The 24,475-nt window shown below is 66.8% G+C and carries 19 protein-coding genes and 4 tRNA genes; 16 read left to right on the top strand and 7 right to left on the bottom strand.

Features of this window, described 5'->3' with window-relative positions:
* Positions 1–45 precede the first annotated feature (45 nt).
* Together ACIPR8_RS17650 and ACIPR8_RS17645 are read left to right on the top strand one after the other, a co-directional pair.
* Positions 46–1,317 carry a YihY family inner membrane protein gene (locus tag ACIPR8_RS17650; RefSeq protein ID WP_192286612.1) on the top strand — a complete coding sequence of 424 codons (1,272 nt, stop codon included), beginning with the start codon at positions 46–48 and terminating at the stop codon, positions 1,315–1,317.
* Positions 1,317–1,886: a TlpA family protein disulfide reductase gene (locus tag ACIPR8_RS17645; RefSeq protein WP_446541863.1), complete on the top strand. Its 570-nt coding sequence runs from the start codon at positions 1,317–1,319 to the stop codon at positions 1,884–1,886. The genes ACIPR8_RS17650 and ACIPR8_RS17645 overlap by 1 nt, the downstream gene beginning before the upstream one ends.
* A gap of 86 nt (positions 1,887–1,972) precedes the next feature.
* On the opposite strand, the gene ppk2 is transcribed toward ACIPR8_RS17645, so the two are convergent.
* The 4 genes from ppk2 to hemA all read right to left on the bottom strand — a co-directional run bounded on the left by ppk2 (position 1,973) and on the right by hemA (position 7,199).
* The gene (ppk2, locus tag ACIPR8_RS17640; RefSeq protein ID WP_446541862.1) at positions 1,973–2,758 is read right to left on the bottom strand and encodes a polyphosphate kinase 2; all 786 of its coding nucleotides are present in this window, start codon (positions 2,756–2,758) and stop codon (positions 1,973–1,975) included.
* A gap of 43 nt (positions 2,759–2,801) precedes the next feature.
* A complete protein-coding gene (locus ACIPR8_RS17635; protein WP_446541861.1) occupies positions 2,802–4,514 on the bottom strand; it encodes an O-linked N-acetylglucosamine transferase, SPINDLY family protein in 1,713 nt (570 codons plus the stop codon).
* A 338-nt stretch (positions 4,515–4,852) separates the two neighbouring features.
* Complete coding sequence (gene prfA, locus ACIPR8_RS17630) at positions 4,853–5,938, bottom strand: peptide chain release factor 1 (RefSeq protein ID WP_446541860.1); 1,086 nt, start codon at positions 5,936–5,938, stop codon at positions 4,853–4,855.
* The gene (gene hemA, locus ACIPR8_RS17625; protein ID WP_132864889.1) at positions 5,916–7,199 is read right to left on the bottom strand and encodes a glutamyl-tRNA reductase; all 1,284 of its coding nucleotides are present in this window, start codon (positions 7,197–7,199) and stop codon (positions 5,916–5,918) included. Before hemA ends, prfA begins: the two co-directional genes overlap by 23 nt.
* Positions 7,200–7,266: 67 nt before the next feature.
* Here hemA and ACIPR8_RS17620 point away from each other — a divergent pair, with 67 nt between their 5' ends.
* From ACIPR8_RS17620 to ychF, 8 genes are all read left to right on the top strand, one after another.
* The gene (locus tag ACIPR8_RS17620; protein WP_446541859.1) at positions 7,267–8,952 is read left to right on the top strand and encodes a tetratricopeptide repeat protein; all 1,686 of its coding nucleotides are present in this window, start codon (positions 7,267–7,269) and stop codon (positions 8,950–8,952) included.
* On the top strand, positions 8,949–9,608 hold the full coding sequence (gene lolB, locus ACIPR8_RS17615) for a lipoprotein insertase outer membrane protein LolB (protein WP_446541858.1): 660 nt from the start codon (positions 8,949–8,951) through the stop codon (positions 9,606–9,608). The genes ACIPR8_RS17620 and lolB overlap by 4 nt, the downstream gene beginning before the upstream one ends.
* Entirely contained in the window at positions 9,605–10,483 is an 879-nt protein-coding gene (gene ispE, locus ACIPR8_RS17610; RefSeq protein WP_446541857.1) for a 4-(cytidine 5'-diphospho)-2-C-methyl-D-erythritol kinase, read from the top strand. The genes lolB and ispE overlap by 4 nt, the downstream gene beginning before the upstream one ends.
* 3 nt (positions 10,484–10,486) lie before the next feature.
* Positions 10,487–10,563 (top strand) — tRNA-Gln (locus tag ACIPR8_RS17605).
* A gap of 113 nt (positions 10,564–10,676) precedes the next feature.
* A complete protein-coding gene (locus tag ACIPR8_RS17600) occupies positions 10,677–11,636 on the top strand; it encodes a ribose-phosphate diphosphokinase (protein WP_132864886.1) in 960 nt (319 codons plus the stop codon).
* A gap of 106 nt (positions 11,637–11,742) precedes the next feature.
* A complete protein-coding gene (locus ACIPR8_RS17595) occupies positions 11,743–12,345 on the top strand; it encodes a 50S ribosomal protein L25/general stress protein Ctc (protein WP_446541856.1) in 603 nt (200 codons plus the stop codon).
* 53 nt (positions 12,346–12,398) lie between these two features.
* A complete protein-coding gene (gene pth, locus ACIPR8_RS17590) occupies positions 12,399–12,980 on the top strand; it encodes an aminoacyl-tRNA hydrolase (RefSeq protein WP_132864884.1) in 582 nt (193 codons plus the stop codon).
* Between the two features lie 72 nt (positions 12,981–13,052).
* Positions 13,053–14,144 carry a redox-regulated ATPase YchF gene (gene ychF, locus ACIPR8_RS17585; RefSeq protein ID WP_132864883.1) on the top strand — a complete coding sequence of 364 codons (1,092 nt, stop codon included), beginning with the start codon at positions 13,053–13,055 and terminating at the stop codon, positions 14,142–14,144.
* A gap of 466 nt (positions 14,145–14,610) precedes the next feature.
* On the opposite strand, the gene ACIPR8_RS17580 is transcribed toward ychF, so the two are convergent.
* From ACIPR8_RS17580 to ACIPR8_RS17570, 3 genes are all read right to left on the bottom strand, one after another.
* Entirely contained in the window at positions 14,611–15,246 is a 636-nt protein-coding gene (locus ACIPR8_RS17580; RefSeq protein WP_446541855.1) for a response regulator, read from the bottom strand.
* Positions 15,221–18,415: an ATP-binding protein gene (locus ACIPR8_RS17575; RefSeq protein WP_446541854.1), complete on the bottom strand. Its 3,195-nt coding sequence runs from the start codon at positions 18,413–18,415 to the stop codon at positions 15,221–15,223. Before ACIPR8_RS17575 ends, ACIPR8_RS17580 begins: the two co-directional genes overlap by 26 nt.
* Positions 18,416–18,586: 171 nt before the next feature.
* Positions 18,587–21,373, bottom strand: a complete 2,787-nt coding sequence (locus ACIPR8_RS17570) for a TonB-dependent receptor plug domain-containing protein (protein WP_313254179.1) — start codon at positions 21,371–21,373, stop codon at positions 18,587–18,589.
* 189 nt (positions 21,374–21,562) lie between these two features.
* Here ACIPR8_RS17570 and ACIPR8_RS17565 point away from each other — a divergent pair, with 189 nt between their 5' ends.
* From ACIPR8_RS17565 to ACIPR8_RS17540, 6 genes are all read left to right on the top strand, one after another.
* Positions 21,563–22,582 (top strand): cyanophycinase, encoded by a 1,020-nt coding sequence (locus ACIPR8_RS17565; RefSeq protein ID WP_446541853.1) that lies wholly within the window; start codon positions 21,563–21,565, stop codon positions 22,580–22,582.
* A gap of 114 nt (positions 22,583–22,696) precedes the next feature.
* Positions 22,697–23,716 (top strand): isoaspartyl peptidase/L-asparaginase family protein, encoded by a 1,020-nt coding sequence (locus ACIPR8_RS17560; RefSeq protein ID WP_132864879.1) that lies wholly within the window; start codon positions 22,697–22,699, stop codon positions 23,714–23,716.
* A 137-nt stretch (positions 23,717–23,853) separates the two neighbouring features.
* Positions 23,854–23,939: transfer RNA gene (locus tag ACIPR8_RS17555), tRNA-Tyr, on the top strand.
* 24 nt (positions 23,940–23,963) lie between these two features.
* Positions 23,964–24,037 (top strand) — tRNA-Gly (locus tag ACIPR8_RS17550).
* 37 nt (positions 24,038–24,074) lie between these two features.
* Positions 24,075–24,150 (top strand) — tRNA-Thr (locus tag ACIPR8_RS17545).
* A 47-nt stretch (positions 24,151–24,197) separates the two neighbouring features.
* Positions 24,198–24,475: GTP-binding protein (locus ACIPR8_RS17540; protein ID WP_446541852.1), on the top strand; the 278-nt coding region annotated here is incomplete at its 3' end.

Genomic DNA, 24,475 nt, shown 5'->3' with positions numbered 1-24,475 from the left:
GTATCGGCGATGCGGGCCGCGCTTTGCATCGGGTACCCTTCCCCAATGGAACCTCTGGATTCACTCAATCTATGGACGGAGCGGCTGCGTGACCGGGCGCGTACGGCGACCTTCGCACGCTTCCTGTGGCGCCGCTTCATCGACGACCGCCTGTTCCAGGCCGCCGGCTCGCTGGCCTACACCACGGTGTTCGCCCTGGTGCCGCTGGCGATCGTCGTGTTCGGCGTGCTGTCCGCATTCCCCATGTTCGACCGCTGGAGCGAAGCGCTCAGCGACTACGTGTTCTCCAATTTCGTGCCCTCGGCCGCGCGTGCCGCCGAGGGCTACCTGCGCCAGTTCTCGGCCAGCGCCGGGCAGCTGACCGCGGCCGGCTTCATCGCCCTGGTGGCATCGCTGCTGATCACCCTCAACAGCATCGAGCAGACCTTCAACCGCATCTGGCGGGTGGCTTCGGCACGCCCGCAGTTGACCCGCTTCCTGGTGTACTGGACGGTGTTGACGCTGGGCGCCTTGCTGGCGGCGGCGTCGTTGGCCGTTTCGGCCAAGGTGCTGTCGCTGCCCCTGTTCGGGACCAACGAAGGGCGTTGGCTGGCCGACCTGGGCCTGCGCCTGGCGCCGGTGCTGATCGAATTGGCCTGCGTGATGCTGATCTACCGGGTGGTGCCGCACCACTCGGTGAAGTGGCGGCATGCCATCCCCGGCGCATTGCTGGCGGTGGTGATGCTGGAGCTGGTGAAGTGGGGCATGGGGCTGTACCTGGGCAGCTTCCAGTCCTACCAGAAGCTGTATGGCACGGTGGCCTTCGTGCCGATCCTGTTGTTGTGGATCTACCTGGGCTGGGTATCGGTGCTGATGGGGGCCTCGCTGGCCTCCTCGATCGCTGCCTTCCGTTACCAGCCGGTGGCGCTGCGCCTGCCGCAGGGCTGCGAGCTGTACGGCCTGCTGCGCCTGATCGGTCGGTTCCGCGAGGCGCGCCAGGACGGCAAGGGGCTGGACGAGGAACAGATCCTGCTGCTCGAACCGATGCTGACCGACTCGCTGCTGCAGCAGCTGCTCGAGCAGATGGAGCGCATCGACCTGCTGCGCCGCGACGAGCGCGGACAGTGGCTGCTGGCGCGCGACCTGGATGGCCTCAGCCTGGCCGAGCTGTACGAAAGCTCGCAGCTGCGCATCCCCGTGGCCGAGGAATACCTGCCATTCCGCGATGACCTGCTCGGGCAGGCTGCATGCCGCGCGCTGGATGAGCTGCGTGTACCGCTGCGCACCCTGCTCAAGCGCCGCGTCGACGATATCTATACCTCTTCCGGAGAAACCTGATGAACCGCACCCTCGTTCCGTTCGCCGTGCTGGCACTGGTGCTGGCCGGCTGCACGCCGCAGGCACCCACCGCCACGCCGGAGGCGGCGACACCTGCTCCGGCAGCACCGGCTGCACCGGCCAACGCGCCGGTCGAAGCGGTGCAGCAGACCGCGGAGTTCCCGCAGTTGCAGGTCGCCACCGTCGACGGCAAGACCTACGACCTGGCCAGCCACCGCGGCAAGTGGGTGGTGGTCAATTTCTGGGCGACGTGGTGCGCGCCGTGCCTGCAGGAAATGCCGGAACTGTCGGCATTGCACGCCATGCGCAGCAACGTCGAGGTGGTGGGGCTGGCCTACGAGGACATCGAGCTGGACGAGATGCAGGGCTTTCTCAAGGCGCGGCCGGTGGCTTATCCCATCGCCATCCTCGATGTCTACGACCCGCCCAAGGACTTCGCGACCCCGCGCGGCCTGCCGATGACCTACCTGATCGCACCGGACGGAAAGGTGGCCAAGCAGTTCGTTGGCCCGGTCAACGCGCAGGAGATCGAGCAGGCCATCAGCGCGGCCGGCGGCAAGGCGGCCTGACCCGGCGCGCGGAACGCGCCGACGTAGGCCGGGTTCCCAACCCCGCCCATGTGCCATGGCGGGGGCGATGCGGTTGCTGGCAGGCCTCAATCGACGCCGATCGGCACCGACGCGATCGGCTTCATCACGCCGTACTTTTCCTTCTTCGGCTTGCCCGGCAGCGGCGGCAGCGCGACCAGCGGCTCGTCGACGCGGGTGTCGGGCAGCCGGTCGAGCAGGTCGCGGATCAGGGTCAGGCGGCCATGCTTCTGGTCGTTGAAGTCCACCAGCGTCCATGGCGCGTGGGTGGTATGGGTGGCCTGCAGCATGGCTTCGCGTGCCGTGGTGTAGTCGGCATAGGCAAGCCGTGACTTCAGGTCCACCGGCGAGAGCTTCCAGCCCTTGAGCGGATCCTCGCGGCGCTCGGCGAAGCGCTTCTCCTGCTGGACCTGGTCCACGCACAGCCAGTACTTGAACAGCAGGATGCCGTCGTCCACCAGCAGCTTCTCGAACACCGGCGTCTGCTGCAGGAAGGCGTGGTACTGGGCCTGGGTGCAATAGCCCATCACCTTTTCCACGCCGGCGCGGTTGTACCAGCTGCGGTCCATCAGCACGATCTCACCGGCGGCCGGCAGGTGCGCGATGTGGCGCTGGAAGTACCACTGCGTGTCCTCGCGCTCGGTGGGCTTGGGCAGGGCGACCACGCGGCATTGCCGTGGGTTCAGGTGCTTGGCCACGTCCTGGATGACGCCGCCCTTGCCGGCGGTGTCGCGGCCCTCGAACAGCACCAGGATGCGCTGCCCGCAATGCTGGGCCCAGCGGGCCATGTTCGCCAGTTCCAGCTGCATTGGTTCCAGCAGCTGTTCGTATTCCTTGCGCTTGAGCTTGCCCATGATGGCTCCCGGTCTGGAATGCCGAGACTAGCGCAGCCCTGTGTCAGTCGGCGTCATCGCCCTGCCAGCCATGCCCACGGGCCAGGCTGTGCAGCAGGGCGGTGAAGTCCTCGGCAAACGCGGCCATGTCGAACAGGCCGGATTGCTCGTGGGCGATCGCCAGCTGCCCGCGCACTGCCTGCAGTGCGTCCGGGTCATTGCCCAGCGCGATGGCGGTGGCGACGAAGGTGGCGTCATCGGTGACGTTCATCGCGTCCAGCCCGAGGTGATGGTTGAGGCTGCCGGCCACCCGCGCGGCGAAGGTCTGCCCGGGCGTGGTCAGCACCGGGCAGCCGGCCCACAGTGCATCGGAGGCCGTGGTGTGTGCGTTGTAGGGGTGCGTGTCCAGGAACAGGTCGGCATGGCGGTAGCGGGCCAGGTACTGCGGATGCGGCAACTTGGGCATGAACACCAGCCGCTCCGGATCAATGCCCTGCTGGCGGGCAACCTGGCGCAGGCGCTGATCGGCCTGGCCGGGGCCGGACAGCAACCACAGCACGCTGCCGGGCACGCCGGCCAGCACCTGCAACAACCGGGCGACGCTGCGCGGATTGAGCTTGTAGCTGTTGTTGAAGCAGCAGAACACCACGCCCTGTGCGGGCAACCCGCACTCGGCGCGCGTCGGCGCGGGCTCCACCTTGCGGGTGTTGTCCGAGGGCTGGAAGGCGCGCGGCAGGCGCAGCACCTTCTCGCTGAAGCCCGCTTCGGCCGCATGCGGCACGACGAATCCGTCGGCCAGCAGGTAGTCGATCCACGGCGCGCCGGAGCTGCCGGGGTAGGCGAGCCAGTTGACCTGCAGCGGCGCCGGCCGCATCGCCAGTACTTCCGGGGTGCCGCCACCGCCCCAGCCGCGCAGGTCGAACAGGATGTCGATGCCGGCCGCGCGGATCTGCTGCGCGATGGCGGCATGCGGTTGGCCTGCAAGCGCATGCAGCACGTGCGCGGCGGCCTGCAGGCGTCGCCGGATCGGGCTGCCGTCATCGGCGTTGAGGGCAAACAGCTGCACCTGCAGCTGCGGTTGCCGGCGCAGCTGTTCGAACAGCGCCACCGTCAGCAGGCCGGTGGGATGCGCGCCGAAGCCATTGGAAAGAAAGCCAACCTGCAACGGGCCGTGGCTGCGCAGCGGGCGTGGCGGCAGGCGCGGAACGGATTGCGCCAGCACCTGTGCGCGTTGGCGCGCGCAGGCCAGCTGTTCGGCGGGGCTGGCGTCCTCGCTGAGGAAGGCGAATGGCTCGACGGCGGGGTTGCCGTGTGCGACCGCATCACGCACCTGGCGTGACAGCGCGTCGAGGTTGCGCCAATCACACAGGCGGCGTTGCCAGTTCAACAACTGTGCTGCCATGTAGGGCTCGTCGGGGGCGAGCGCGTGTGCGCGCCGATACGCCTCGGCGGCAGCCTCCGGCTGGTTGGCATCCTCAAGGACATGGCCCAGCCACAGCGCCATGCCCGGATGGTGCGGGGCGAGCTGGCAGGCGCGCTGCAGTAGTTCGGCCGCCTGTTGATGCTGGTTCTGCATCCAGCGCGCACGGCCGAGGCGGGCGAGGGCTTCGGGGTGGTCCGGTCGCAGGCGCAGGGCACGTTGCGCGGCCTGCTCGCCGGCCTGGATGTCACCGGCACCGAGTTCGGCATCGGCCAGCATGACCCAGGCAATGAAGTCCGCGGGTTGGCGGGTGACGGCGGCGCGCAGTTGCGCGCGTTCGCTGGAAGCGTGGGACATGGGATCAACGGCGACGGACGGTACTGCAGGGGATTCTGCCGTGCCTGCGTGGTTTTTGCTTGGGTCGCCCGGGTCGTGCAAGAAGGTCACCCGCGCGTTGCTGTTCGATCTCCATCGTTTGGCGCAGTGAAGGAGGCTTTGAAGCAAAGGCTGCCCTCACCCCAGCCATCCCGCGTGCGGGAGAGGGGGCAGAGCAACAGCAACAGCGGGAAGCCAGCCGGCAGTCGACGCGTCGGCCCCCTCCCTTTCGCGTAGCGAAGGGGAGGGTTTGGGAGGGGTGTTCCGCGTTTGCTTCGAAACCTTCCCCGCAGCCTCACGCGAGGCTGTAGAACAAGGCCTCAGCTGCCTTCGGCCAACCGCGCCAGCTCGTCCACCTGGTGCTCGTGCTGCAGGCGGCTCACCAACGCATCCAACTCGCCTTCGATGATGTTGGGCAGGTCGTATAGCGTCAGCCCTTCCACGCGGTGGTCGGTGATGCGGCCCTGCGGGAAGTTGTAGGTGCGGATGCGCTGGCTGCGGTCCCCGCTGCCGACCTGCAGGCGTCGGCTTTCCGCCTGCGCCGCGGCCTGTTTGCTGCGCTCGGCGTCCAGCAGCTGCGCCTTCAGTCGCTTCATCGCCTTGTCGCGGTTGGCGTGCTGGCTGCGCTCGGTCTGGCATTCGACCACCACGCCGCTCGGGACGTGGGTGATGCGGATCGCCGATTCGGTCTTGTTGACGTGCTGGCCGCCGGCGCCCGAGGAGCGGAACGTGTCCACCTTCAGGTCGGCCGGGTTGAGGGTGATGTCTTCCACGTCGTCGGCTTCGGGGATGATCGCCACCGTCGCCGCCGAGGTATGGATGCGCCCCTGCGATTCGGTGGCAGGCACGCGCTGCACGCGGTGCGTGCCGGATTCGAACTTCAGCCGCGAGTAGGCGCCGCGGCCGACCACGCGTGCCACCACTTCCTTGTAGCCACCATGCTCACCGGGGTTGTCCGACTCGATCTCCACCTTCCAGCCCTGCCGCTCGGCGTAGCGGGCGTACATGCGGAACAGGTCGCCGGCGAAGATCGCCGCCTCGTCGCCACCGGTGCCGGCGCGCACTTCCAGGAACAGGTTGCCTTCATCGCGTGGGTCGCGCGGCACCAGCAGCAGCGCCAGTTTCTCGTCCAGGGCGTGCAGGCGCTGCTGGGCAGCGTTGATTTCCTCCTCGGCCAGCTCGCGCAGTTCCGGGTCGCCGCGCATGGCCTCGGCCGAGGCCAGGTCGGCCTTGGCGCGCGACTCCTCGGCCAGCGCGTTGGCCACCGGCTCCAGTTGTGCGAACTCGCGGGAGAAATTGCGGAAGCGTTCGTTGTCGGCGACCACGGAAGGGTCGGCCAGCAGACGTTCCAGTTCTTCACGGCGCTCGGCCAGGGCCAGCAACTTACGGCGCAGGGTCGGCGTCATCGGTTCTCGCTACGGGGTGGTGGTACCCGGGCGTGGCCGGGAACAGGCGCTCGGCGGCGCGGGTAAGGTCAGTATCGCCTTCCAGCGCGGCCTGGCGAAGCGCCGCGGTGGGCGGGTGCAGCAGGCGGTTGGTCAGGCCGTGCGCCAGTTGCTCCAGGACTTCATCGGCCTCTTTGCCATGGGCCAGCTGCTGCCGGGCCTTGGCCAGCAGTTCGGCGCGGGTGGCCTCGCCGAAGGCGCGCAGCTGGCGCATCGGGGCCTGCAGGCTGGCCGCGCGCAGGTTGTCCTGGTAGCGCGAGACCTGCAGGTCGATGATCGCCTCGGCCTCGGCGGCGGCCTCACGGCGGCTGCGGCGGTTTTCCTCGACGGCACGCTCCATGTCATCGACCGTGTACAGGTAGGCGTCGGACAGCGTGCCCACCTCGGCCTCGATGTCGCGTGGTACCGCCAGGTCGAACAACAGCATCGGCTTGTGCTTGCGGCTGCGCAGGGCGCTGGCGACCTGGCGGTGCAGGATCACCGGCTCGCGCGCGGCGGTGGCGGAGAACACCACGTCCGCCTCGCCCAGATGGCGTTCCAGCTCGGTCAGCGGCAACGCCACGCCACCGTGGCGGGTGGCCAGGTCCTGCGCATGGGCCAGGGTGCGGTTGGCGATCAGCAGGCGCTTCACCCGGGCTTCGCCCAGGTGCTTGGCGGCCAGCTCGATGGTCTCGCCGGCGCCGACCAGCAGCACGGTGGATTCGTCCATGCGTGCGAACGAGTCCTGCGCCAGCCGTACCGCGGTGGAAGCCACCGAGATGGGGTTGGCGCCCACGCGGGTATCGGTGCGTGCGCGCTTGGCCACGGAGAAGGTCTGCTGGAACAGCTTGTCCAGCTGGTGGCCGATGGCGCCGCTGTCGTGGGCCAGCGACCAGGCGTCCTTCACCTGGCCCAGGATCTGCGGCTCGCCGAGCACCATCGAGTCCAACCCGGTGGCGACGCGGAACAGGTGGCGCACCGCTTCGCCGTCGGCGTGCTGGTACAGGTAGCCCTGCAGGTCGCCGGCATGCTGCTCCAGCCACTGCTGCAGGGCCTGGCCATCCTCGGCCACCGCGTACAGCTCGGTGCGGTTGCAGGTGGACAGCAGGACCGCCTCGGACAGCTGCGGGCTCTGGCGCAATGAATCCATCGCGCGCGGCAGCACGTCGCCACCGAAGGCGGCGCGTTCGCGCAGTTCCACCGGCGCAGTGTGGTGATTCAGTCCGAGCACCCAGAGGGTCATCTGTTCAGTTGCTTGCGATAAGCTGCTGGCTGTTGAAGGCCGCCATTTTACGGCCCGGTTGCGCCAGATGCCCGTATTCCATCGCATATGCACCGTTCTGTTGCTTTCCCTGCCGGTTTTCCCGCTGTCGGCGGCCCCGGCCAAGGCCGCCCAGGCGCGGCCGGCGGCCGAAGCCGCGCCGCCGCTGACACCAGTCCTTGCCGGTGAATTTTCCTTGCAGGCCGGCAAGTTGCCCGATGCCGCCCGCTGGTACCTGCAGGCCGCGCAGGAGGCGCGCGGCGACGTGGGGCTGGCTGAACGGGCCACCCGCATCGCCATGCTGGCCGGTGACGACGAGCGCGCCACCCAGGCGCTGGCGCTGTGGGCGCAGCGTGATCCGGGCGCGATCGCGGTACGTGCCACCCGGGCCTCGCTGGCCATGCGCAAGGGCGATGTCGAAACCGCGCGCAAGGAACTGCTGGTGGTGCTGCGTTCCCCCGAGCCGAACGCCTGGCGCAACGCCCTGTTGGCGCTGGCCACCGGTGGGCGTGACCCGGCGGTGCCGGCGCAGGTGCTGGGCATGCTGATCGATGCCAATGCGATTCCCGAGGACCTGGAGGCCTGGCAGGAGTTCGGCCGCCTGGCGCTGCGCATGGAGCGCCCGGAGCTGGCCCAGCGGATGGTGGGCGAAGTGGTCAGGCGCTTCCCCGAGGAGCCGCGGGTGGTGCTGCTGCACGCCACGCAGTTGAACCAGGCGGGCAAGAAGGAGGAGGCGCTGGCGCTGCTCAAGGACATCGAGCCCAAGGCCGCGGCCGACGTCGAGCTGCGCAATGCGCTGGCCATCGCCTACGACGCGCTCGGCGAGCCCAAGGCCGCCGAACAGGTGCTGGCGCGGGGCGAGCAGGACCTGCACAGCTGGGGCATGCGTGCCTCGCTGATGGCCAAGCAGAAGGACGATGCCGCGCTGCTCGCGCTGTACGAGGACATCTCGGCCAAGGCCAGCAAGCCGGACCCGGAGCAGCGCCTGCTGCTGGGCAAGATCGCCGAATACCTCAAGCGGTACCAGGAGGCGGTGGACTGGTACCACGGCGTGCCCGGCGGCGACCAGCGTGGCGAGGCGCAGCTGCGCGCGGTCAACGCGCTGCACCTGATGGGCGAGAAGGTCCAGGCCTTCAAGGAAGTGCATGAGGTGCAGGGTGATGCTTCCGTCGACGATGACGTTCGCCGGGACGCCTACCTGCTCGAATCGGACCTGCAACAGCGTGACGGCGACAGCGCCGCCGAGGTGGATGTGCTGACCCGCGGTCTGTCCGCCTACCCGGACGACAGCGCGCTGCTGTATGCGCGTGCATTGGCCTGGGAGCGCAAGGACGACGTGCCGCGCGCCGAGGCGGACCTGCGCAAGATTCTGGTCGCCGAGCCGGAAAGCGTGGCTGCGCTCAATGCACTGGGCTACACCCTGGCCGATCGCACCCATCGCTATCAGGAGGCGCTGGAGCTGATCGAGCGTGCGCGCGTCGCCGAGCCGGACAACTCGGCCATCATCGACAGCTATGGCTGGGTGCTGTACCGGCTGGGGCGCAACGAAGAGGCCCTGGTGCAGCTGCGCCGCGCCTGGAGCCTGACCAAGGATCCGGAAGTGGCCGCGCACGTGGGTGAAGTGCTGTGGGTGACGGGGCAGAAGGAAGAGGCGCGGCGCTTCTTCGACGAGGCCCGCAAACTGGATCCGGACAACCGCGCGCTGCTGCGCGCGATCGAGAAACTGGGTGTATGAATCAGATGACGTGGCGGGCGCCGTGGGTGCTGGTGATGGCCGGGGTGCTCAGCGCCTGTGGCTCGGTTTCAACGCGGCAGGCATCGCCGGTCACGCCGGAAGTGGCCGAGGTATCGGCGCAGGCACAGGCCGCCGAGCAGGTCCGGCGCGACGCGCTGCGCGCGCAGCCAGCCTGGGCGTTCCAGGGGCGCGTGGCGATCAGCAAGGGCCGTAACGGCGGCAATGGTCGGATCGACTGGCAGCAGCAGGGGGGCGGTTACCAGATCAGCCTCGCCGCGCCGGTGACCCGGCAGAGCTGGCAGCTGAGCGGCGGTGACGGGCAGCCGGCCCGCCTGGAAGGGCTGGACGGTGGTCCGCGCAGTGGTGACGACGCCGGCCAGGTGCTGGCCGAGGCGACCGGCTGGGAGATCCCGGTCGAGCAGTTGCCGGACTGGGTGCGTGGTTTGCCTGCACAAGGGGCCATCGCCCCGGAACACCTGGGGTTCGATGCCGAAGGGCGTCCGCGCGTGCTGCGACAACAGGGCTGGCAGGTCGACTACCTGGACTGGTACCCGGCCGAAGCCGGCCGGCCTGCACTGCCGCGCCGCATCGAAGCGGTCAATGGCGACGCCAAGGTGCGTCTGATCGTCGATGAATGGAGCATCGGCGCACCATGAGCCTTCCTCCCGATGCCGCAGGCTGGTCGTTCTGGCCGGCCCCGGCCAAGCTGAACCTGTTTCTTCACATCACCGGGCGCCGCCCCGACGGTTACCACGTGCTGCAGACCGTGTTCCGGCTGCTGGACTGGGGTGACCGCATCGGCCTGCGCGTGCGTGAAGATGGTCAGGTTCACCGCGAGGGGCCCTCGGTGCCGGGTGTGGCCGAGGCCGATGATCTGGTGGTGCGCGCGGCGCTCGCGCTTAAAAATGCCGCCAATTGCGCCAAAGGTGTCGATATCCGCGTTGAAAAGCGTATTCCTGCGGGCGGTGGGTTCGGCGGTGGCTCATCCGATGCCGCTACGGTCCTGGTCGCCCTGAATGCGCTGTGGGGCACGGGGCTGGACGAGGATGCGCTGGCCACCCTCGGTCTGGCGCTGGGTGCTGACGTACCCGTGTTCGTGCGCGGCCGCAGCGCCTGGGCCGAGGGCGTGGGCGAGGAGCTGCTGCCGATCCGGCTGCCGCAGGCCTGGTACGTGCTGGCCGATCCGGGGGTTCACGTGCCCACGGCTGAACTTTTCCGTTCGCCGGATTTGACGCGGGATGCCGCGCCCGTGAAAATAGCGGACTTCGCTTCCGGGACCGTCCTCGGGAATGCGTTCGAACCGGTGCTGCGGCGTCGGGAACCTGCCATCGAGGCGGCGTTCCAGGCCCTGTCAGGTATCGGTCGGGCACGGCTCACGGGGTCGGGAAGCGGTTGTTTCGTCGAGTTCGCCACGCGCGCTGCCGCAGAGCAGGCATTGGCGGAGTTGCCGAAGGAACTGCGGGCTTGGGTGGCCGCGGGTGTTGACCACTCGCCACTGCTCGATGCGCTGGAGACGACGGGAATAGTTTGATGCAGGGGCGTCGCCAAGAGGCCCAAGGCACCAGGTTTTGATCCTGGCATTCGTAGGTTCGAATCCTACCGCCCCTGCCATTCCTTTCCCTGTGGTTGTAAGCGCAACGGATGTGCGCGCCCCGGAACACGCATCATCTCTGCAGTAACCCGCCGATCCTTCCGCTACTCGTCCCCCGCCCGAGAGAGCTGTCATGCAAGACTCCCCGAACCTGCTGGTCTTTTCCGGCAATGCCAACAAGCGCCTTGCGCAAAGCATCTGCAAGGAGCTGGGGGTCCGCCCGGGCAAGGCCCTGGTGTCGAAGTTCTCCGACGGTGAAGTGCAGGTCGAGATACAGGAGAACGTCCGCAAGCAGGACGTGTTCGTGGTGCAGCCGACCAGCGCGCCGAGCGCGGAAAACCTGATGGAACTGCTGGTGATCATCGACGCGCTCAAGCGCGCGAGCGCCGCCTCCGTCACCGCGGTGGTGCCGTACTTCGGCTACGCCCGCCAGGATCGCCGCATGCGTTCCTCGCGCGTGCCGATCACCGCCAAGGTCGCCGCCAAGATGTTCTCGGCCGTGAACACCGACCAGATCCTCACGGTCGACCTGCACGCCGACCAGATCCAGGGCTTCTTCGACATGCCCGTGGACAACGTGTACGCCTCGCCGCTGCTGCTCGCCGACATCTGGCGCGCCTACGGCACCGACAACCTGATCGTGGTCAGCCCGGACGTCGGCGGCGTGGTACGCGCCCGCGCCGTGGCAAAGCGCCTGGATGATGCCGACCTGGCCATCATCGACAAGCGCCGTCCGCGTGCCAACGTCGCCACCGTGATGAACATCATCGGTGACGTCGAGGGCAAGACCTGCGTGATGGTCGACGACATCGTCGACACCGCCGGCACCCTGTGCGCCGCCGCTGCCGCCCTCAAGGCGCGTGGCGCGCTGAAGGTCGCCGCGTACTGCACCCACGCCGTGCTCTCCGGCCCGGCGGTGGACAACCTGAACAACTCCCAGCTCGACGAGCTGGTGGTGACCGACACGATCCCGCTGTCCGAAGTGGCCCGCGTCTGTCCCAAGATCCGCCAGATCAGCGTGGCCGAGATGCTGGCCGAGACGATGCGCCGCATCGCCTTCGGTGAGTCGGTCAGCTCGATGTACGTGGATTGATTTTCCGGTCCCTGGCACCCGCCGGGGATCACAACAGGCTCTTCTGGTCGCGGAAGAGTCTTTACGCAGCGCCGCGAGGCGGTGCATCAACCTAGAGTAGTCAACAATGGCAAAGTCTCACGAAATCAAGGTCGCCCGTCGTGACGTGCAAGGTCAGGGTGCGAGCCGCCGCCTGCGTCACGCTGGCGTGGTGCCGGGCATCGTTTACGGTGGTGATCGCGAGCCGGTGAAGGTTCAGTTCAACCACAACGAAATCTGGCTGGCCCAGTTCAACGATTGGTTCTACTCGTCGATCATCGACCTGAACCTCGACGGCACCATCCACAAGGTGCTGCTGCGTGACATGCAGCGTCACCCGTACAAGCAGCTGGTCATGCACCTGGACTTCCAGCGCGTGAACGACAACGAAGTGCTGCACGCCTCGGTGCCGCTGACCTTCATCAACGAAGACACCTCGCCGGCCGGCAAGTCCGCCGACGTGCTGGTCACCCACGAGCTGAAGGAAGTGAGCATCGCCTGCTTGCCGAAGGACCTGCCGCAGTCGATCGAAGTCGACCTGGGCGAGCTGAAGGCTGGCGACATCATCTACCTGTCGGGCCTGAAGCTGCCGGCCGGTGTGGAAATCCCGGCGCTGAAGCTGGGCAAGAGCCACGACGACGCCGTGGTCATCGCCAAGACCGCCGGCGCTGAAGAAGCATCGGCCGAGTAATCGGCAATGCCCGGTCCGCCCTTCGGGGCGGGCCAGGCAGACGATTCGTACAGATGACTGGATTGCGATTGATCGTCGGCCTGGGTAACCCCGGCCCCGAGCACGCCCGGACCCGGCACAATGCCGGGTTTCATTTCGTAGAGGCCCTGGCACAGCGGCAGGGCGCGCGCTGGACGCTGGAAAGCAAGTTGTTCGGCGAAGTGGCCAAGGTCGAGATCGGTGGCCAGTCGGTCTGGCTGCTCAAGCCGTCGACGTTCATGAATCTTTCCGGCAAGTCGATCACCGCCGCGCAGCGCTTCTGGAAGATCGAGCCCGAACAGACCCTGGTCGCGCACGATGAACTGGACATGCCGCCCGGCGTGGCACGGCTCAAGTTCGATGGCGGCCACGGTGGCCAGAACGGCCTGCGTGACACCATCCGCCTGCTCGGTCACGGCAAGTTCCATCGCCTGCGCCTGGGCATCGGCCATCCCGGCCACAAGGACCGCGTGGTGGGCTGGGTGTTGAACCGCCCGTCGCCGCAGGATGCGGTGCTGATGGACCAGGCCATCGATGCGGCCATCGACGTGATGCCGTTGGCGGTGGCAGGGGATTTCAATGAGGCCATGAAGCGGTTGCATACCGCCCGGCCATGATTGCGGCTTGCGGTTTCCCGGGCGATGACCCGCGGGAGAGCGCAAGCCGGAATCTCGAATCGTGGAGTTAGCATGGGTATCAAATGCGGCATCGTCGGTCTGCCCAACGTCGGCAAGTCGACCCTGTTCAATGCACTGACCAAGGCGGGCATCGCCGCGGCCAATTTCCCGTTCTGCACGATCGAACCGAACGTCGGCATCGTGCCGGTACCGGATCAGCGTCTGAACGAACTGGCCGGCATCATCAACCCGCAGAAGGTCGTGCCGACCGCGGTTGAGTTCGTCGACATCGCCGGCCTGGTGGCCGGTGCCGCCAGCGGTGAAGGCCTGGGCAACAAGTTCCTGGCCCACATCCGCGAAGTGGACGCGATCACCCACGTGGTGCGTTGCTTCGAGCACACCGACATCATCCACGTCGCCGGCCGCGTCGATCCGATCGCCGACATCGACACCATCGACCTGGAACTGGCGCTGGCCGACCTGGACAGCGTCGAAAAGGCGCTCAACCGCGCCGAGCGTGCCGCCAAGGGCGGCGACAAGGAAGCGACCGCGCGCAAGCCGGTGCTGGCCAAGCTGCAGGCGGCGCTGTCCGACGGCAAGTCCGGCCGCAGCGTCGGCCTGGACGATGAAGAAAAGGCGCTGGTGCGCGACCTGTTCCTGCTCACCCTCAAGCCGGTGATGTACATCGCCAACGTGCTGGAGGATGGCTTCGACAACAACCCGCACCTGGAGGCCGTGCGTGCGCGTGCCGCCACCGAAGGTGCCGAAGTGGTGCCGGTGTCGGCGGCCATCGAGGAAGAGCTGTCGCAGCTGGACGACGAAGACCGTGACACCTTCCTGGCCGACCTGGGCCTGGAAGAGCCGGGCCTGAATCGCGTGATCCGCGCCGCCTACAACCTGCTGGGCCTGCAGACCTACTTCACCGCTGGCGTGAAGGAAGTCCGTGCCTGGACCGTGCGCAAGGGCGCCACCGCACCGCAGGCCGCGGCGGTGATCCACACCGACTTCGAAAAGGGCTTCATCCGCGCGGAAACCATTTCCTACGCCGACTTCATCAAGTACCGCGGCGAAGCCGGTGCCAAGGAAGCCGGCCGCCTGCGTCTGGAAGGCAAGGAATACCGCGTGCAGGAAGGCGACATCCTGCATTTCCGCTTCAACGTCTGATTCGCGGACGTTGCCGCATCACAAGGCCCCGCACCGCGGGGCCTTGTTGTTTCTGCCCGATGCTGCCCGCGCACGATATGGCGAATTATTGACCAGTGGTTGAAGCGCCTTGTCGCGCAAGGGCTGCAAGCACTTATCCACATGCTTCTCCCATCGCTTTCCACATGGGGTGTGGAAAACCGTCCGAGTGCTGGCATCCATCCCCTCTCTCTGGCGAAGCCAAAGGGAGGGCGGGGGAGGAGGCGCTCGCTGCCGGTGCCGGGATTGCACGCTGGCGAAAATATGATCACGCTTTCGAAACCCTTGCAGCGCAGGGGCTGCACGCGGTTATCCACACGCTTCTCCCATCACTCTCCACATGCCATGTGGAAAACTGCATGCGCACCACGGTTTCCCCCGGCAAGGCAGCGTCCACGCCGTGATCAGCGGCAGGTTCCCGCCTGGTACGCGACGACGCAGACGGCGATTACCGGAACAGATCCGACGCCAGGCAGAACGAGATCAGTTCCTGGTCGGTGCGCGTGCCCAGCTTGCGCATGGCGCTGACTTTCTGCGTGCTGACCGTCTTGATGCTGCGGCTGAGCAGGCGCGCGATATCTCCCACCGAGCGGCCGTTGGCGAACAGGCGCAGCACTTCGAACTCGCGTGGCGACAACCGCGCGGTGGGCGTCATGGATACCGCGGCGCGCTCAGCCCATGTCTGCTCCACCGGCCGGTAGATACGGCGCGCCAGCAGCGCGGACAGCGCGAGCCCCAGTTCGGCGGAGTCACCGCTTTTCCGCACCACGCCACCGGCACCGGCGCGATACATCGCAGCGATGATCGACGGGTTGGACACCATGGTCAGCACCAGCAGGCGGCTGTGCGGGAAATGCCGCAGCAGATAGGAGACCAGCTTGATGCCATCGCCCAGTGCGTCGTTACCCGGCATGTTGTAGTCGGTGATGACGATGTCAGGGGCATGCGCATGCATCAGCGCCACCAGCGAGGAGGGGTCCTGCGCCTGGCCGACCACTTCCAGCCGGGGGTCGCGCTCGATGGCGTGGCGGATGCCGGCCAGGACGATCGGGTGATCGTCAGCGATCACTACGGTTGCGTGCATCAGCGTCCTCCGTCCCTGCTGCGGGCATCGGCGCAGGTGGCGACGCTACCGGGCCGGCCGTCTCCAGCTGGCGCAGCGCGCCCTCCAGCCGGAAGACGAATGTGTTGGTTGAATCGATGGCATCGGCCCAGGGCGCAGCACCGGCCACCTGCTGCTCGGCGAGCTGGGCGGCATCGGCCAGGCCAACGGCCGAGACCACCACCAGCGCGCCACGGATCCGATGCAGCAACTGCGAGGCCAGCGGGCGCTCGGCATCGGCCATCGCCACACCCAGTTGGCTGATGTCCGAATGCATCGTGTCGAGGAACACCTGCAGTACGTCCGCTGGCACCTGCAACGCCTCCGTGGCCGTGCAGGAAGCAGGCGTGAGGGCGGGTTCCTGCACCGCAGGCCGGGCGGGCAGGCCAAGCGTCACCAGCTTCGCCTGCAAGGCTTGCAGGGTGATGGGCTTGAACAGGCAGTCGTCCATGCCCGCCTCGTGGCAGAGCACGCGGACCTCGGGCGTGGCGTTGGCGGTGGCGCCGATGATCGGCGTCGAGATGCCGACCGCGCGCAGGCGACGCGCCAGTGCGTAGCCGTCGATCCGCGGCATGTTGATGTCGCTCAGGATCACGTCGAAGTCGCGTGCGCGGCAGCAGGCCAATGCCTCGCAGCCATCGGCGGCCAGGGTCGGCTGGCAGCCGAGCGCTTCGAGCTGCTCCTGGAGCAGCAAGCGATTGATAGGGTTGTCCTCGACCACCAGCACCTGCAACCCGAGGGCATGTCCATGACGGGAAGCAGCGGTGGGCGCAGGCAACAGCACCCCCTGCTGCAGTTGTGCCACGCCGGCGGCGATGGCGCGGATGCTGAAGAGGCTGACGATGCGTTCGTCCGGCCGCGCCGGATGAGCGATGGGCTGATCACCGGCATCGGGCGTGGTGACCACGCGCGGGCCGGACCAGGACAGGGGCGCCGCACCGCCGGGATCGCTGTCCACCAGGATGGCGCCAGGTTCAATGGCCTGCATCAGTCCCGGCCATGGTCGCGCCGTGGCGCCCCACCGTTGCAGCCATTGGCAGGCGCTCTCGGTCAGCTCCAGCACCGGGCAGCGCACATACACCACCGGTTCGGCGAGCAGGCGCGGCGTGTTCCCGTCCTCTTCCGCGGCGCTGGGCAACGGCAGGCGGATGGTGAAGCTGCTGCCCAATCCGGGGGCGCTGACCAGTTGCAGCTCGCCGTGCATCTGTTCGACCAGATGGCGACTGATCGACAGCCCCAGCCCGCTGCCCTCCGCGCGATGCTGGCCTTCGACCTGCTGGAACGGCTTGAACAGGCGTGCCTGGGCCGCTACGGGGATGCCCACGCCGGTGTCGGTGACCTGCCAGCAGATGCGCTGCGTGCCGGCCTCGTCCTGCTCGGGCCAGACCCGCATCACGATCCGCCCGCTGTCGGTGAACTTGATCGCATTGCTCAGCAGGTTGCCCAGGATCTGGCGGATGCGATCGGCGTCGCCGGTGACATGCATCGGCAGGGTCGGGTCGGTGCAGACCATGATCTGCAGCTGCTTGCGCAGCGCTGCATCGGCATAGCCGCGCAGCGTCGTCTCGGCCAGGTCCAGCGGGCAGAACGGCGCCGGACGGATGCCGAGCTGTCCTGATTCGATCCGCGAGACGTCCAGTACGTTGCTGATCAGCTGCAGCAGGACCGCCGAGGACTGCTGCAGGGTTTCCAGCAGGCGTGCCTGCCGTGGATCCAGCGAGGTGCCGGCAAGCAGTTCCAGTGTGCCAAGCAGGCCATGCAGCGGCGTGCGGATCTCATGGCTCATCGTCGCCACGAATGCGCTCTTGGCCTTGCTGGCGTTGTCGGCGGCCAACTTTGCGTTGGCCAGCGCGGCCTGGATCTGGCGGTGGCGGCTGATGTCGTTGAACACGCACAGCAGTACGTCTTCATTGTGGTAGCGGGTGGCGCTGTACAGCACCTGCAGCTCGCGGCCATCGTGGGTGGTGAAGTCGCGCGCCTGCCGGGCCGCGGTGGACGCATGGCTGCTGCGGGCGATGTTGCGCCACGCCGCATTCCAGTCCTCGCCGCGGTGGTCTGCGCCCAACCAGTCGCGTGCCAGTTGGTTCTCCAGCATGATCTGGCCATCGTGGCAGCGCAGCACGCAGATGCCGACCGGCGCCATCTCCACGACCGTGCTGCCGAAATGGAAACTCTCCAACAGCTGCCGGTGCTGGTCACGTGCCGGGCCGATGATCTGGCGGTCAAGCTTCAGCGTCAGTGCGCGCAGGGTGACGGCCGCCGCCGCGCACAGCAGCAGGGTCACCACCAGGGGCAGGCCGATGTCCTTCAGCAGCCGCGCTGGACGGACATGCTGTACCAATCGCCAGTCGTCCTGGCCGATCCCTTTCAGCAATGACAGCCCGTGCAGCCATGCGAAGCCGAAGCGATCGCCCTGCAGTTCGCGCAGCCATGGGGAGGGCGGCGCTCCCTTGCCAGGGTTTGCAGGAGGCACCGGCTGTCCACTGGCATCGAGCAGCGCGCAGGCGCTGGTGGTGCCGCAACCGATGACGGCGGCGGATGCTGCGGCATCCAGCGCCAGTACCAGCCAGTGCTGCGGTACGGCGGCATCATCGATGGCGCGATAGAGGTGGATCGTACCGGGCGCCTGGGGCGAGGCCAGCCATTGCACCTGTGGCGGGCTCTGCCCGGGCGCGGCATGCAGGCGCAGGAGGGTTGCATCCACGCCGATGGGGGCGCCTGCGGTTTCGGTGTTGATCGGGGAGAGCCAGCGCCCGGAGGCATCAGTGCCCGGGCCCACGTGGATCAGCCGCACCCCAAGTTCCCGCAAGGTGCGCTCGGCCCGCGCGGGCAGCAGCAGCTGCAACTGCTGGCGGCTGCCAACCTGGCCCAGCGGCAGGTGCCGGACCGCGCCTTCGATCACCGGGAGGGGAGCGTCCTCCCGCAAGGGCACCTGCACGACCGAATCGGCCAGGTAGTTCAGCAACGCTTCGCGTTGGTCGAAGTAGAGCTGGGTGCGGTAGGCGCGGGCGTTCATGTCGCGACGGTGCTGCGACACTGCTTCGTCCAGCTGGCCCAACAGGTAGAAGACGGCGGTTCCGAGCAGGCACAACAGCACACACAGCGAGAGTGCGCGCAGCAGGACGCTGGCGGCGACCACGGGGGCGTCCATGGCATGACGCCGGGGAAGAAGGCGGTGCATCGCTGCATGCTAGGGAGCGGCCACTGACGCGCACATCAGTGGATTCCTAAATTGCCATCCGAGAACAGGAGGCGCCGGTGGATGGCGGAAAAACGAAGCCCGCCTTGCGGCGGGCTTCGGGTACGGCAGGTCAGTCGATGATCACAGCGGCTTGCCGCCCAGCTTCCAGGTCACCTGCACGAAGTAGCTGCGGCCGATGGTGTCGAACCACGAGGTGTTGTAATACGGATAGGCAGCCCAGGTGGCATCCTTCGGCGGCATCTTGTCGAACAGGTTGTTGACCGTCAGCGACACCCGCAGGTGGTCGGTGATGTCATACCGTGCGGCGGCGTTGAAGCGCCAGGTGGCCTCGGTCCACGCGTCGTTGTCGTAGTTGGCGACGCGGCCCAGGTAGTTGCCGAACAGGCTGGCACCCCACTGGTCACGGTCCCAGCTCACGCCCAGGTTGGACTTCACGCGCGGCATGGTGGTGTCGACGAAGGTGACGGCCAGCATGTCCTCGGTCGGGTCGCCGGGATACTGCTGGCGGGTGTGGTTGCGTGCCCAGGTGTAGCTGCCGCTGAGGTTGAAGTTGCCGATGCGGGTGGTTGGCAGGCGGTAGTTGGCGGTCACGTCCACGCCCGAGGTCTCCTCGCGGGCGATGTTGATCGGCGCGAAGTGGACGCTGGTGATGGTGCCGTCGGCGTCCCGGATGACACGGGCCAGCGCATCGACGCAGGTCGGCGAGTTGATGTCCACCGCCGCACCGCTGTCGGTCACGCCCAGCCGGCAGTTGGCTTCGGTGATGCGCAGCACCTCGCGGTCCTGCGACTGCACCTGGTTCATCACCTTGATCTTGTAATAGTCCACCGCCAGGTCCAGGCCGTCGATCGGCGACCACACGAAGCCAGCCGTGAACGACTTGCTGGTCTCCACGTCCAGCTCTTCGTTGCCGGCATAGACGTCGAGGGTGTTGGTGTCCCAGTCGCCCTCGTCGTAGCACTTGCCGTTGTTGAAGCCGGGTTCATCGGTACGGCACTGGTAGTAATCGGTGGAAACCTTGCGGTAGAAATCATCGCCGGCGAACAGGTAGTGCATGTCCGGCGCGCGGAAGCCAGTGCCGTACGAACCGCGCACCAGCAGGGTGTCGAACGGACGCCATTCCAGGCCGGCGCTGTAGGTGAACTTGCCGGGGTTACGGTTGCCGAAGCTGTAGCGGTCATAGCGGCCGGCCAGGCTGGCTTCCAGGTTCGAGGTCACCGGCACGCGCAGTTCGCCCGCCGCGCTCCAGCGGTTGCGGCTGCCATCGCCATCGCCGTACTGCGGGCCGTAGTAGGCATCGGCGGTCAATGCCAGCGGATCGGGATTGATCGCATACGACTGGCGGCCGTACTCGATGACGCCGGCAAAGCCCACGTCACCGGCCGGCAACGAGAACAGCGAGCCATTGTCGGCGGTGAAGCTGACGTTGTCGTTCTTCGCCTCGGGGCGGAAGGTGGACATGGCGGCGAACGAGGCAAACTGCGCCGCCGTCAGCGGGGTGTACAGGCGGGCCGGATCGGGGTTGTAGATCGCATAGCCATCGGCGTCGTAACCCAGGCGTTCGCCCAGGAAGAAGCGGTTGGCGGCGTCGGCCTTGATGCGCGGCATCTTCACGTCGGCCTTGTACTGGGAATGGTTGTAGGCCGCTTCCCAGTTCCAGTTCTCGCCGAACATGCCCTTCAGGCCGGTGGTCACCGCCAGTGTCTTCTGGGTGGTGGTGTTCATGCGGTTGCCCAGGCCGCCGACTTCCTCGGGGCTGAACTGCCGCTGCCAGATCTCGTAGTGGCCGGTGCCGGCGTTGTAGAACACCTTGTCGTTGTTGTCGGTCGAGGCGGGGTCGTGGAACTCCCAGCCCATGTTGTCGCTGACCGCATTGTTGCCGCCGTTGCCGGTCATCAGCTTGACCTTCTGGTGGCCCAGCTGGACATCGGCGAACCACGACAGCGCGTCGTTGAAGCGGTACTCGAACGAACCGTAGGCGGTGGCGCCCTTGCGCTCGTTGACGATGGTGCGATAGCCGACGACGCGGTCGCTGCCGCAGTACGGCTCGCCATAGCGGTCGGCGGCCAGCGTGGTGCTGCCGCCGTTGAGCGCCCCCAGGTTCGCGCATGCGCCTTCCGGGTCCATCGCCACGTCATCGTCCACGTCATAGCGGCGGGCCACCAGGTGCGGCAGCCGGCTGCGCTCGGTCGGGCCGTCGAACGTGGAATCCTGGGCCTTGCGATCGCTGCCCCACAGCGGACGCTTGTTGATCAGTTCCACGCCGACGATGCCGGTGAAGTTGCCGCGGTCAAAGCCGGTCGTCAGGGTCAGGTCATGCGATTCACCGCCGCCGCGACTGGTGTCGCCGTAGCGGTAGTCGATGGTGGTGCCATCGGTGGATTTCTTCAGGATGAAGTTGATCACGCCAGCCATCGCGTCGGAGCCGTACACGGCCGAGGCGCTGCCGGTGAGCACTTCGATGCGGTCGATCATTCCCAGCGGAATGTTGCCGACGTCGGTGAAGTTGCTCTTGCCGTTGAGCGGGAGGGGGAAGTCGGCGATGCGGCGGCCGTTGATCAGCACCAGCGTGTGATTCGGTCCGAGTCCGCGCAGGTCCACGGCCTGTGCGCCGGGCGTGGACTGTGCGCCGGTGGTGTTCTGCTGTCCCTGCGTGTAGCCGTTGTTCTGGCTGAGCGCGCGAAGTACATCGGGTACCGAGGTCAGGCCGGCGGCCTTGATCTGTTCGGCATTGATGACACTGATGGGTGCGGGCCCCTCCACCTGTGCGCGCGGGATGCGCGAACCGGTGACCTGCACGGTATCCAGTTGTTGGGGCTGGCTCCCCGAAGTGGTTTGGGCCATGGCCGGTGCGGTCATGGCGAGCAGGGCCAGCTGTATCGAACACACCATTGCGTGCTTACGCATGAATCAGCTCTCTGATGAAAAGTGTTCTGGAAATCCCCCCGGCAGTTCCTGTCAGGAAATGCCGCCTACCCCTGTCAGAAACTGTGAATGGGGTTCCTGCATCTAACACCTTTTTTACATGCTTGACCACTGCCGTAAAGTCTGGCATTACGCCTGAAAGCGATTACATGCGATCGGTGGATGATGGGGATGAAACGCGTGAATTTCTGCCTTGGGCGGCTGGCGCTGGTGCTGTTGGCGCTGGGCATCGCCGGTACCGCCGTGGCACAGGCCGGTGCTGCATCGCAGAACGGTTACCGCTATTACGAGATCGGCAACCTCGACGCGCCGCGCCCGGGCAAGACGGAGGCAGCGATGCTGCTGATGGGCGGCGGCGACTGGGCGCCGGAGGCATTTCACTGGTGGGTCGAGCGTGCCGGCCATGGGCGGGTGGTGATCCTGCGGGCCTCCGGCGACGATGAGTTGCAGAAGGAACTATTCAACGACGTCGGCGGTGTGACCGCGGTGCAGACGCTGGTGTTCGACAATCGCGCCGCCGCCGATGATCCGGAGGTGTTGCGCGTGGTGCGTGGCGCCGACGCGATCTTCATCGCCGGCGGTGACCAGGCGCGTTACATCCGTTTCTGGAAGGGAACGCAGCTCAATGACGCACTGAACGCGCATGTGCGGGCGGGCAAGCCGATTGGCGGCACCAGTGCCGGGCTGGCCATTCTCGGGGCCTATGCCTATGGCGCGCTGGATGGCGGGAGCGTCGATTCGGTATCCGCACTGGGCGACCCGATGGGCAGCGAAGTCACCATGGACAAGGATTTCCTCACCATGCCCTTCCTGTCCAATGTCGTGACCGACACCCATTTCGCCAAGCGCGACCGCTTGGGTCGGCTGATTGTCTTCGTCGCCCGTGCGGCCCAGGACAGCGGCAAGGGCGACATCGTCGGGATCGGCGTGGACGAGGATACGGCCCTGTGTGTGGAAGCTGACGGGCGTGCGCGGGTGTATTCGCTCAACGGGGGCTACGCCTGGCTGGTGATGCCGCAGCGCGCCGCCGAGCGGCTCAGCGACGGCGCGCCGCTGGAGTTCAATGCCATCCCGGTGACCGGCGTGGGTGCCGGCAGCCGCCTGCACCTGGACGGCTTCAAGGTGGACAACGCGGCCTTCACCGCGGTGGCCAGCGTGGTCGATGGCGAGCTGCAACTGCGCCCGAACTGAAGCTGCGGTGCGATTGACCGGAAAGAAGGGGCCTCGGGCCCCTTTTTCGTGGGTCACTGTTCAGCCTGTCGATGGCGTGCCTAGAATCGCCGTTCCTACCTGGAGTGATGAAACATGAAGCTGACTTCCGCGGTACTGCTGGGCCTGGCGTCGTTGTCTGCGGGGGCTGCCTGGGCAGCACCGGCCTCCCCCCTGCTGGTCATCCATGGCGGTGCCGGCGTGGAGCGCAAGGGCTTCAGTGCGGAAGAAGAACGTGCGGCACGTGCGGCATTGACCGAAGCACTGCGCCGCGGCCATGAGGCGTTGATGGCGGGCAAGCCGGCGATGGATGCGGTGACCGCTGCGATCACCGTGCTGGAAAACGATCCCACGTTCAATGCAGGACGCGGTGCCGTCTTCACCCACGACGGAAAGAACGAGTTGGATGCCTCGCTGATGGACGGCGCCACCCTGCGCGCCGGTGCCGTGGCAGGCGTGCATACGGTGAAGAATCCGATCCTGCTGGCGCGCGCGGTGATGGAGCAGTCGCCGCACGTGATGATGGTCGGGGAGGGTGCCGAGTTGTTTGCGGCCGAGCAGAAGATCGAACTGGTCGATCCATCCTATTTCCGCACCGAGAAGCGCTGGCAGCAGCTGCAGGAAGCACTGAAGGAGGAGGCGGCGGGGCAGGCGCACGCCAACCTGGAGACCGCCAAGCACTTCGGCACCGTGGGCGCGGTGGCCCTGGATGCCCAGGGCAAGCTCGCGGCAGGCACCTCCACCGGGGGCATGACCAACAAGCGCTACGGTCGCGTGGGTGACTCGCCGATCATCGGCGCCGGGACGTACGCCAGCGACCAGTGCGCGGTGTCCGGCACCGGTTGGGGCGAGTTTTACATCCGCCTGTCGGTGGCCCATGAAGTCTGTTCGCGCATGAAGTACCTGCACGAGAGCCCCGCCCAGGCCGGTGACGAGGTCGTGGTGAAGCGTGTGCCGGAGCTGGGGGGCGATGGTGGCGCCATCGTGCTGTCCGCCGACGGCAAGGCGGCCACACCCTTCAATACCGAAGGCATGTACCGGGGCTGGATCGGTGCCGACGGCGTGCCGCACGTGGCCATCTTCGCGGACGAAAAACTCAAAATGCCGGGCGAATGACGGGGCAGGGTAGGTGGCGCCAAAAAACTTCAACGGATGTGAAGATTTCTGTTGACAGCATGAGGGCATATCACCAGAATAGCGGGCTCACCCACCCCTGACCGGTTCGGCCAAGGTCCTAGACAAGGGAGTGGTGCGGAGGGATACCCAAGCGGCCAACGGGGGCAGACTGTAAATCTGCTGGCTTACGCCTTCGGTGGTTCGAATCCACCTCCCTCCACCAGTTTTACGTTGTGGCAGTTCCCTTGCGGGAGTAGTTCAATGGTAGAACCTCAGCCTTCCAAGCTGATGGTGCGGGTTCGATTCCCGTCTCCCGCTCCATTGAACATTATGAAAAAGCTGCCATAATAGACAACTCGCTCACGTAGCTCAGTCGGTAGAGCACCTCCTTGGTAAGGAGGAGGTCGAAGGTTCGATTCCTTTCGTGAGCACCATCTTGCTGTAAATGCCATAACCAACTTGTTACCGAGAAGAAGCAGCCATGTCCAAGGGTAAGTTCGAGCGTACCAAGCCGCACGTCAACGTCGGCACCATCGGTCACGTTGACCATGGCAAGACCACCCTGACCGCCGCACTGACCAAGATCGGTGCAGAGCGCTTCGGCGGCGAGTTCAAGGACTACTCGTCCATCGACGCCGCACCGGAAGAGAAGGCTCGTGGTATCACGATCTCGACCGCGCACGTTGAGTACGAATCCGAGAGCCGTCACTACGCCCACGTTGACTGCCCGGGCCACGCCGACTACGTCAAGAACATGAT

Source organism: Stenotrophomonas sp. LARHCG68 (assembly GCF_052871705.1).
Note: the sequence above shows the minus strand (reverse complement) of the source record. Positions and strands in the feature narration are given on the sequence as shown.

What these genes read in the sequence shown, in the direction of transcription:
- ACIPR8_RS17650 (WP_192286612.1), top strand. Translation starts at nt 46, where the DNA reads ATGGAACCTCTGGATTCACTCAATCTATGGACGGAGCGGCTGCGTGAC.
- ACIPR8_RS17645 (WP_446541863.1), top strand. Translation starts at nt 1,317, where the DNA reads ATGAACCGCACCCTCGTTCCGTTCGCCGTGCTGGCACTGGTGCTGGCC.
- ppk2 (WP_446541862.1), bottom strand. Translation starts at nt 2,758, where the DNA reads ATGGGCAAGCTCAAGCGCAAGGAATACGAACAGCTGCTGGAACCAATG.
- ACIPR8_RS17635 (WP_446541861.1), bottom strand. Translation starts at nt 4,514, where the DNA reads ATGTCCCACGCTTCCAGCGAACGCGCGCAACTGCGCGCCGCCGTCACC.
- prfA (WP_446541860.1), bottom strand. Translation starts at nt 5,938, where the DNA reads ATGACGCCGACCCTGCGCCGTAAGTTGCTGGCCCTGGCCGAGCGCCGT.
- hemA (WP_132864889.1), bottom strand. Translation starts at nt 7,199, where the DNA reads ATGACCCTCTGGGTGCTCGGACTGAATCACCACACTGCGCCGGTGGAA.
- ACIPR8_RS17620 (WP_446541859.1), top strand. Translation starts at nt 7,267, where the DNA reads ATGCCCGTATTCCATCGCATATGCACCGTTCTGTTGCTTTCCCTGCCG.
- lolB (WP_446541858.1), top strand. Translation starts at nt 8,949, where the DNA reads ATGAATCAGATGACGTGGCGGGCGCCGTGGGTGCTGGTGATGGCCGGG.
- ispE (WP_446541857.1), top strand. Translation starts at nt 9,605, where the DNA reads ATGAGCCTTCCTCCCGATGCCGCAGGCTGGTCGTTCTGGCCGGCCCCG.
- ACIPR8_RS17600 (WP_132864886.1), top strand. Translation starts at nt 10,677, where the DNA reads ATGCAAGACTCCCCGAACCTGCTGGTCTTTTCCGGCAATGCCAACAAG.
- ACIPR8_RS17595 (WP_446541856.1), top strand. Translation starts at nt 11,743, where the DNA reads ATGGCAAAGTCTCACGAAATCAAGGTCGCCCGTCGTGACGTGCAAGGT.
- pth (WP_132864884.1), top strand. Translation starts at nt 12,399, where the DNA reads ATGACTGGATTGCGATTGATCGTCGGCCTGGGTAACCCCGGCCCCGAG.
- ychF (WP_132864883.1), top strand. Translation starts at nt 13,053, where the DNA reads ATGGGTATCAAATGCGGCATCGTCGGTCTGCCCAACGTCGGCAAGTCG.
- ACIPR8_RS17580 (WP_446541855.1), bottom strand. Translation starts at nt 15,246, where the DNA reads ATGCACGCAACCGTAGTGATCGCTGACGATCACCCGATCGTCCTGGCC.
- ACIPR8_RS17575 (WP_446541854.1), bottom strand. Translation starts at nt 18,415, where the DNA reads ATGGACGCCCCCGTGGTCGCCGCCAGCGTCCTGCTGCGCGCACTCTCG.
- ACIPR8_RS17570 (WP_313254179.1), bottom strand. Translation starts at nt 21,373, where the DNA reads ATGCGTAAGCACGCAATGGTGTGTTCGATACAGCTGGCCCTGCTCGCC.
- ACIPR8_RS17565 (WP_446541853.1), top strand. Translation starts at nt 21,563, where the DNA reads ATGAAACGCGTGAATTTCTGCCTTGGGCGGCTGGCGCTGGTGCTGTTG.
- ACIPR8_RS17560 (WP_132864879.1), top strand. Translation starts at nt 22,697, where the DNA reads ATGAAGCTGACTTCCGCGGTACTGCTGGGCCTGGCGTCGTTGTCTGCG.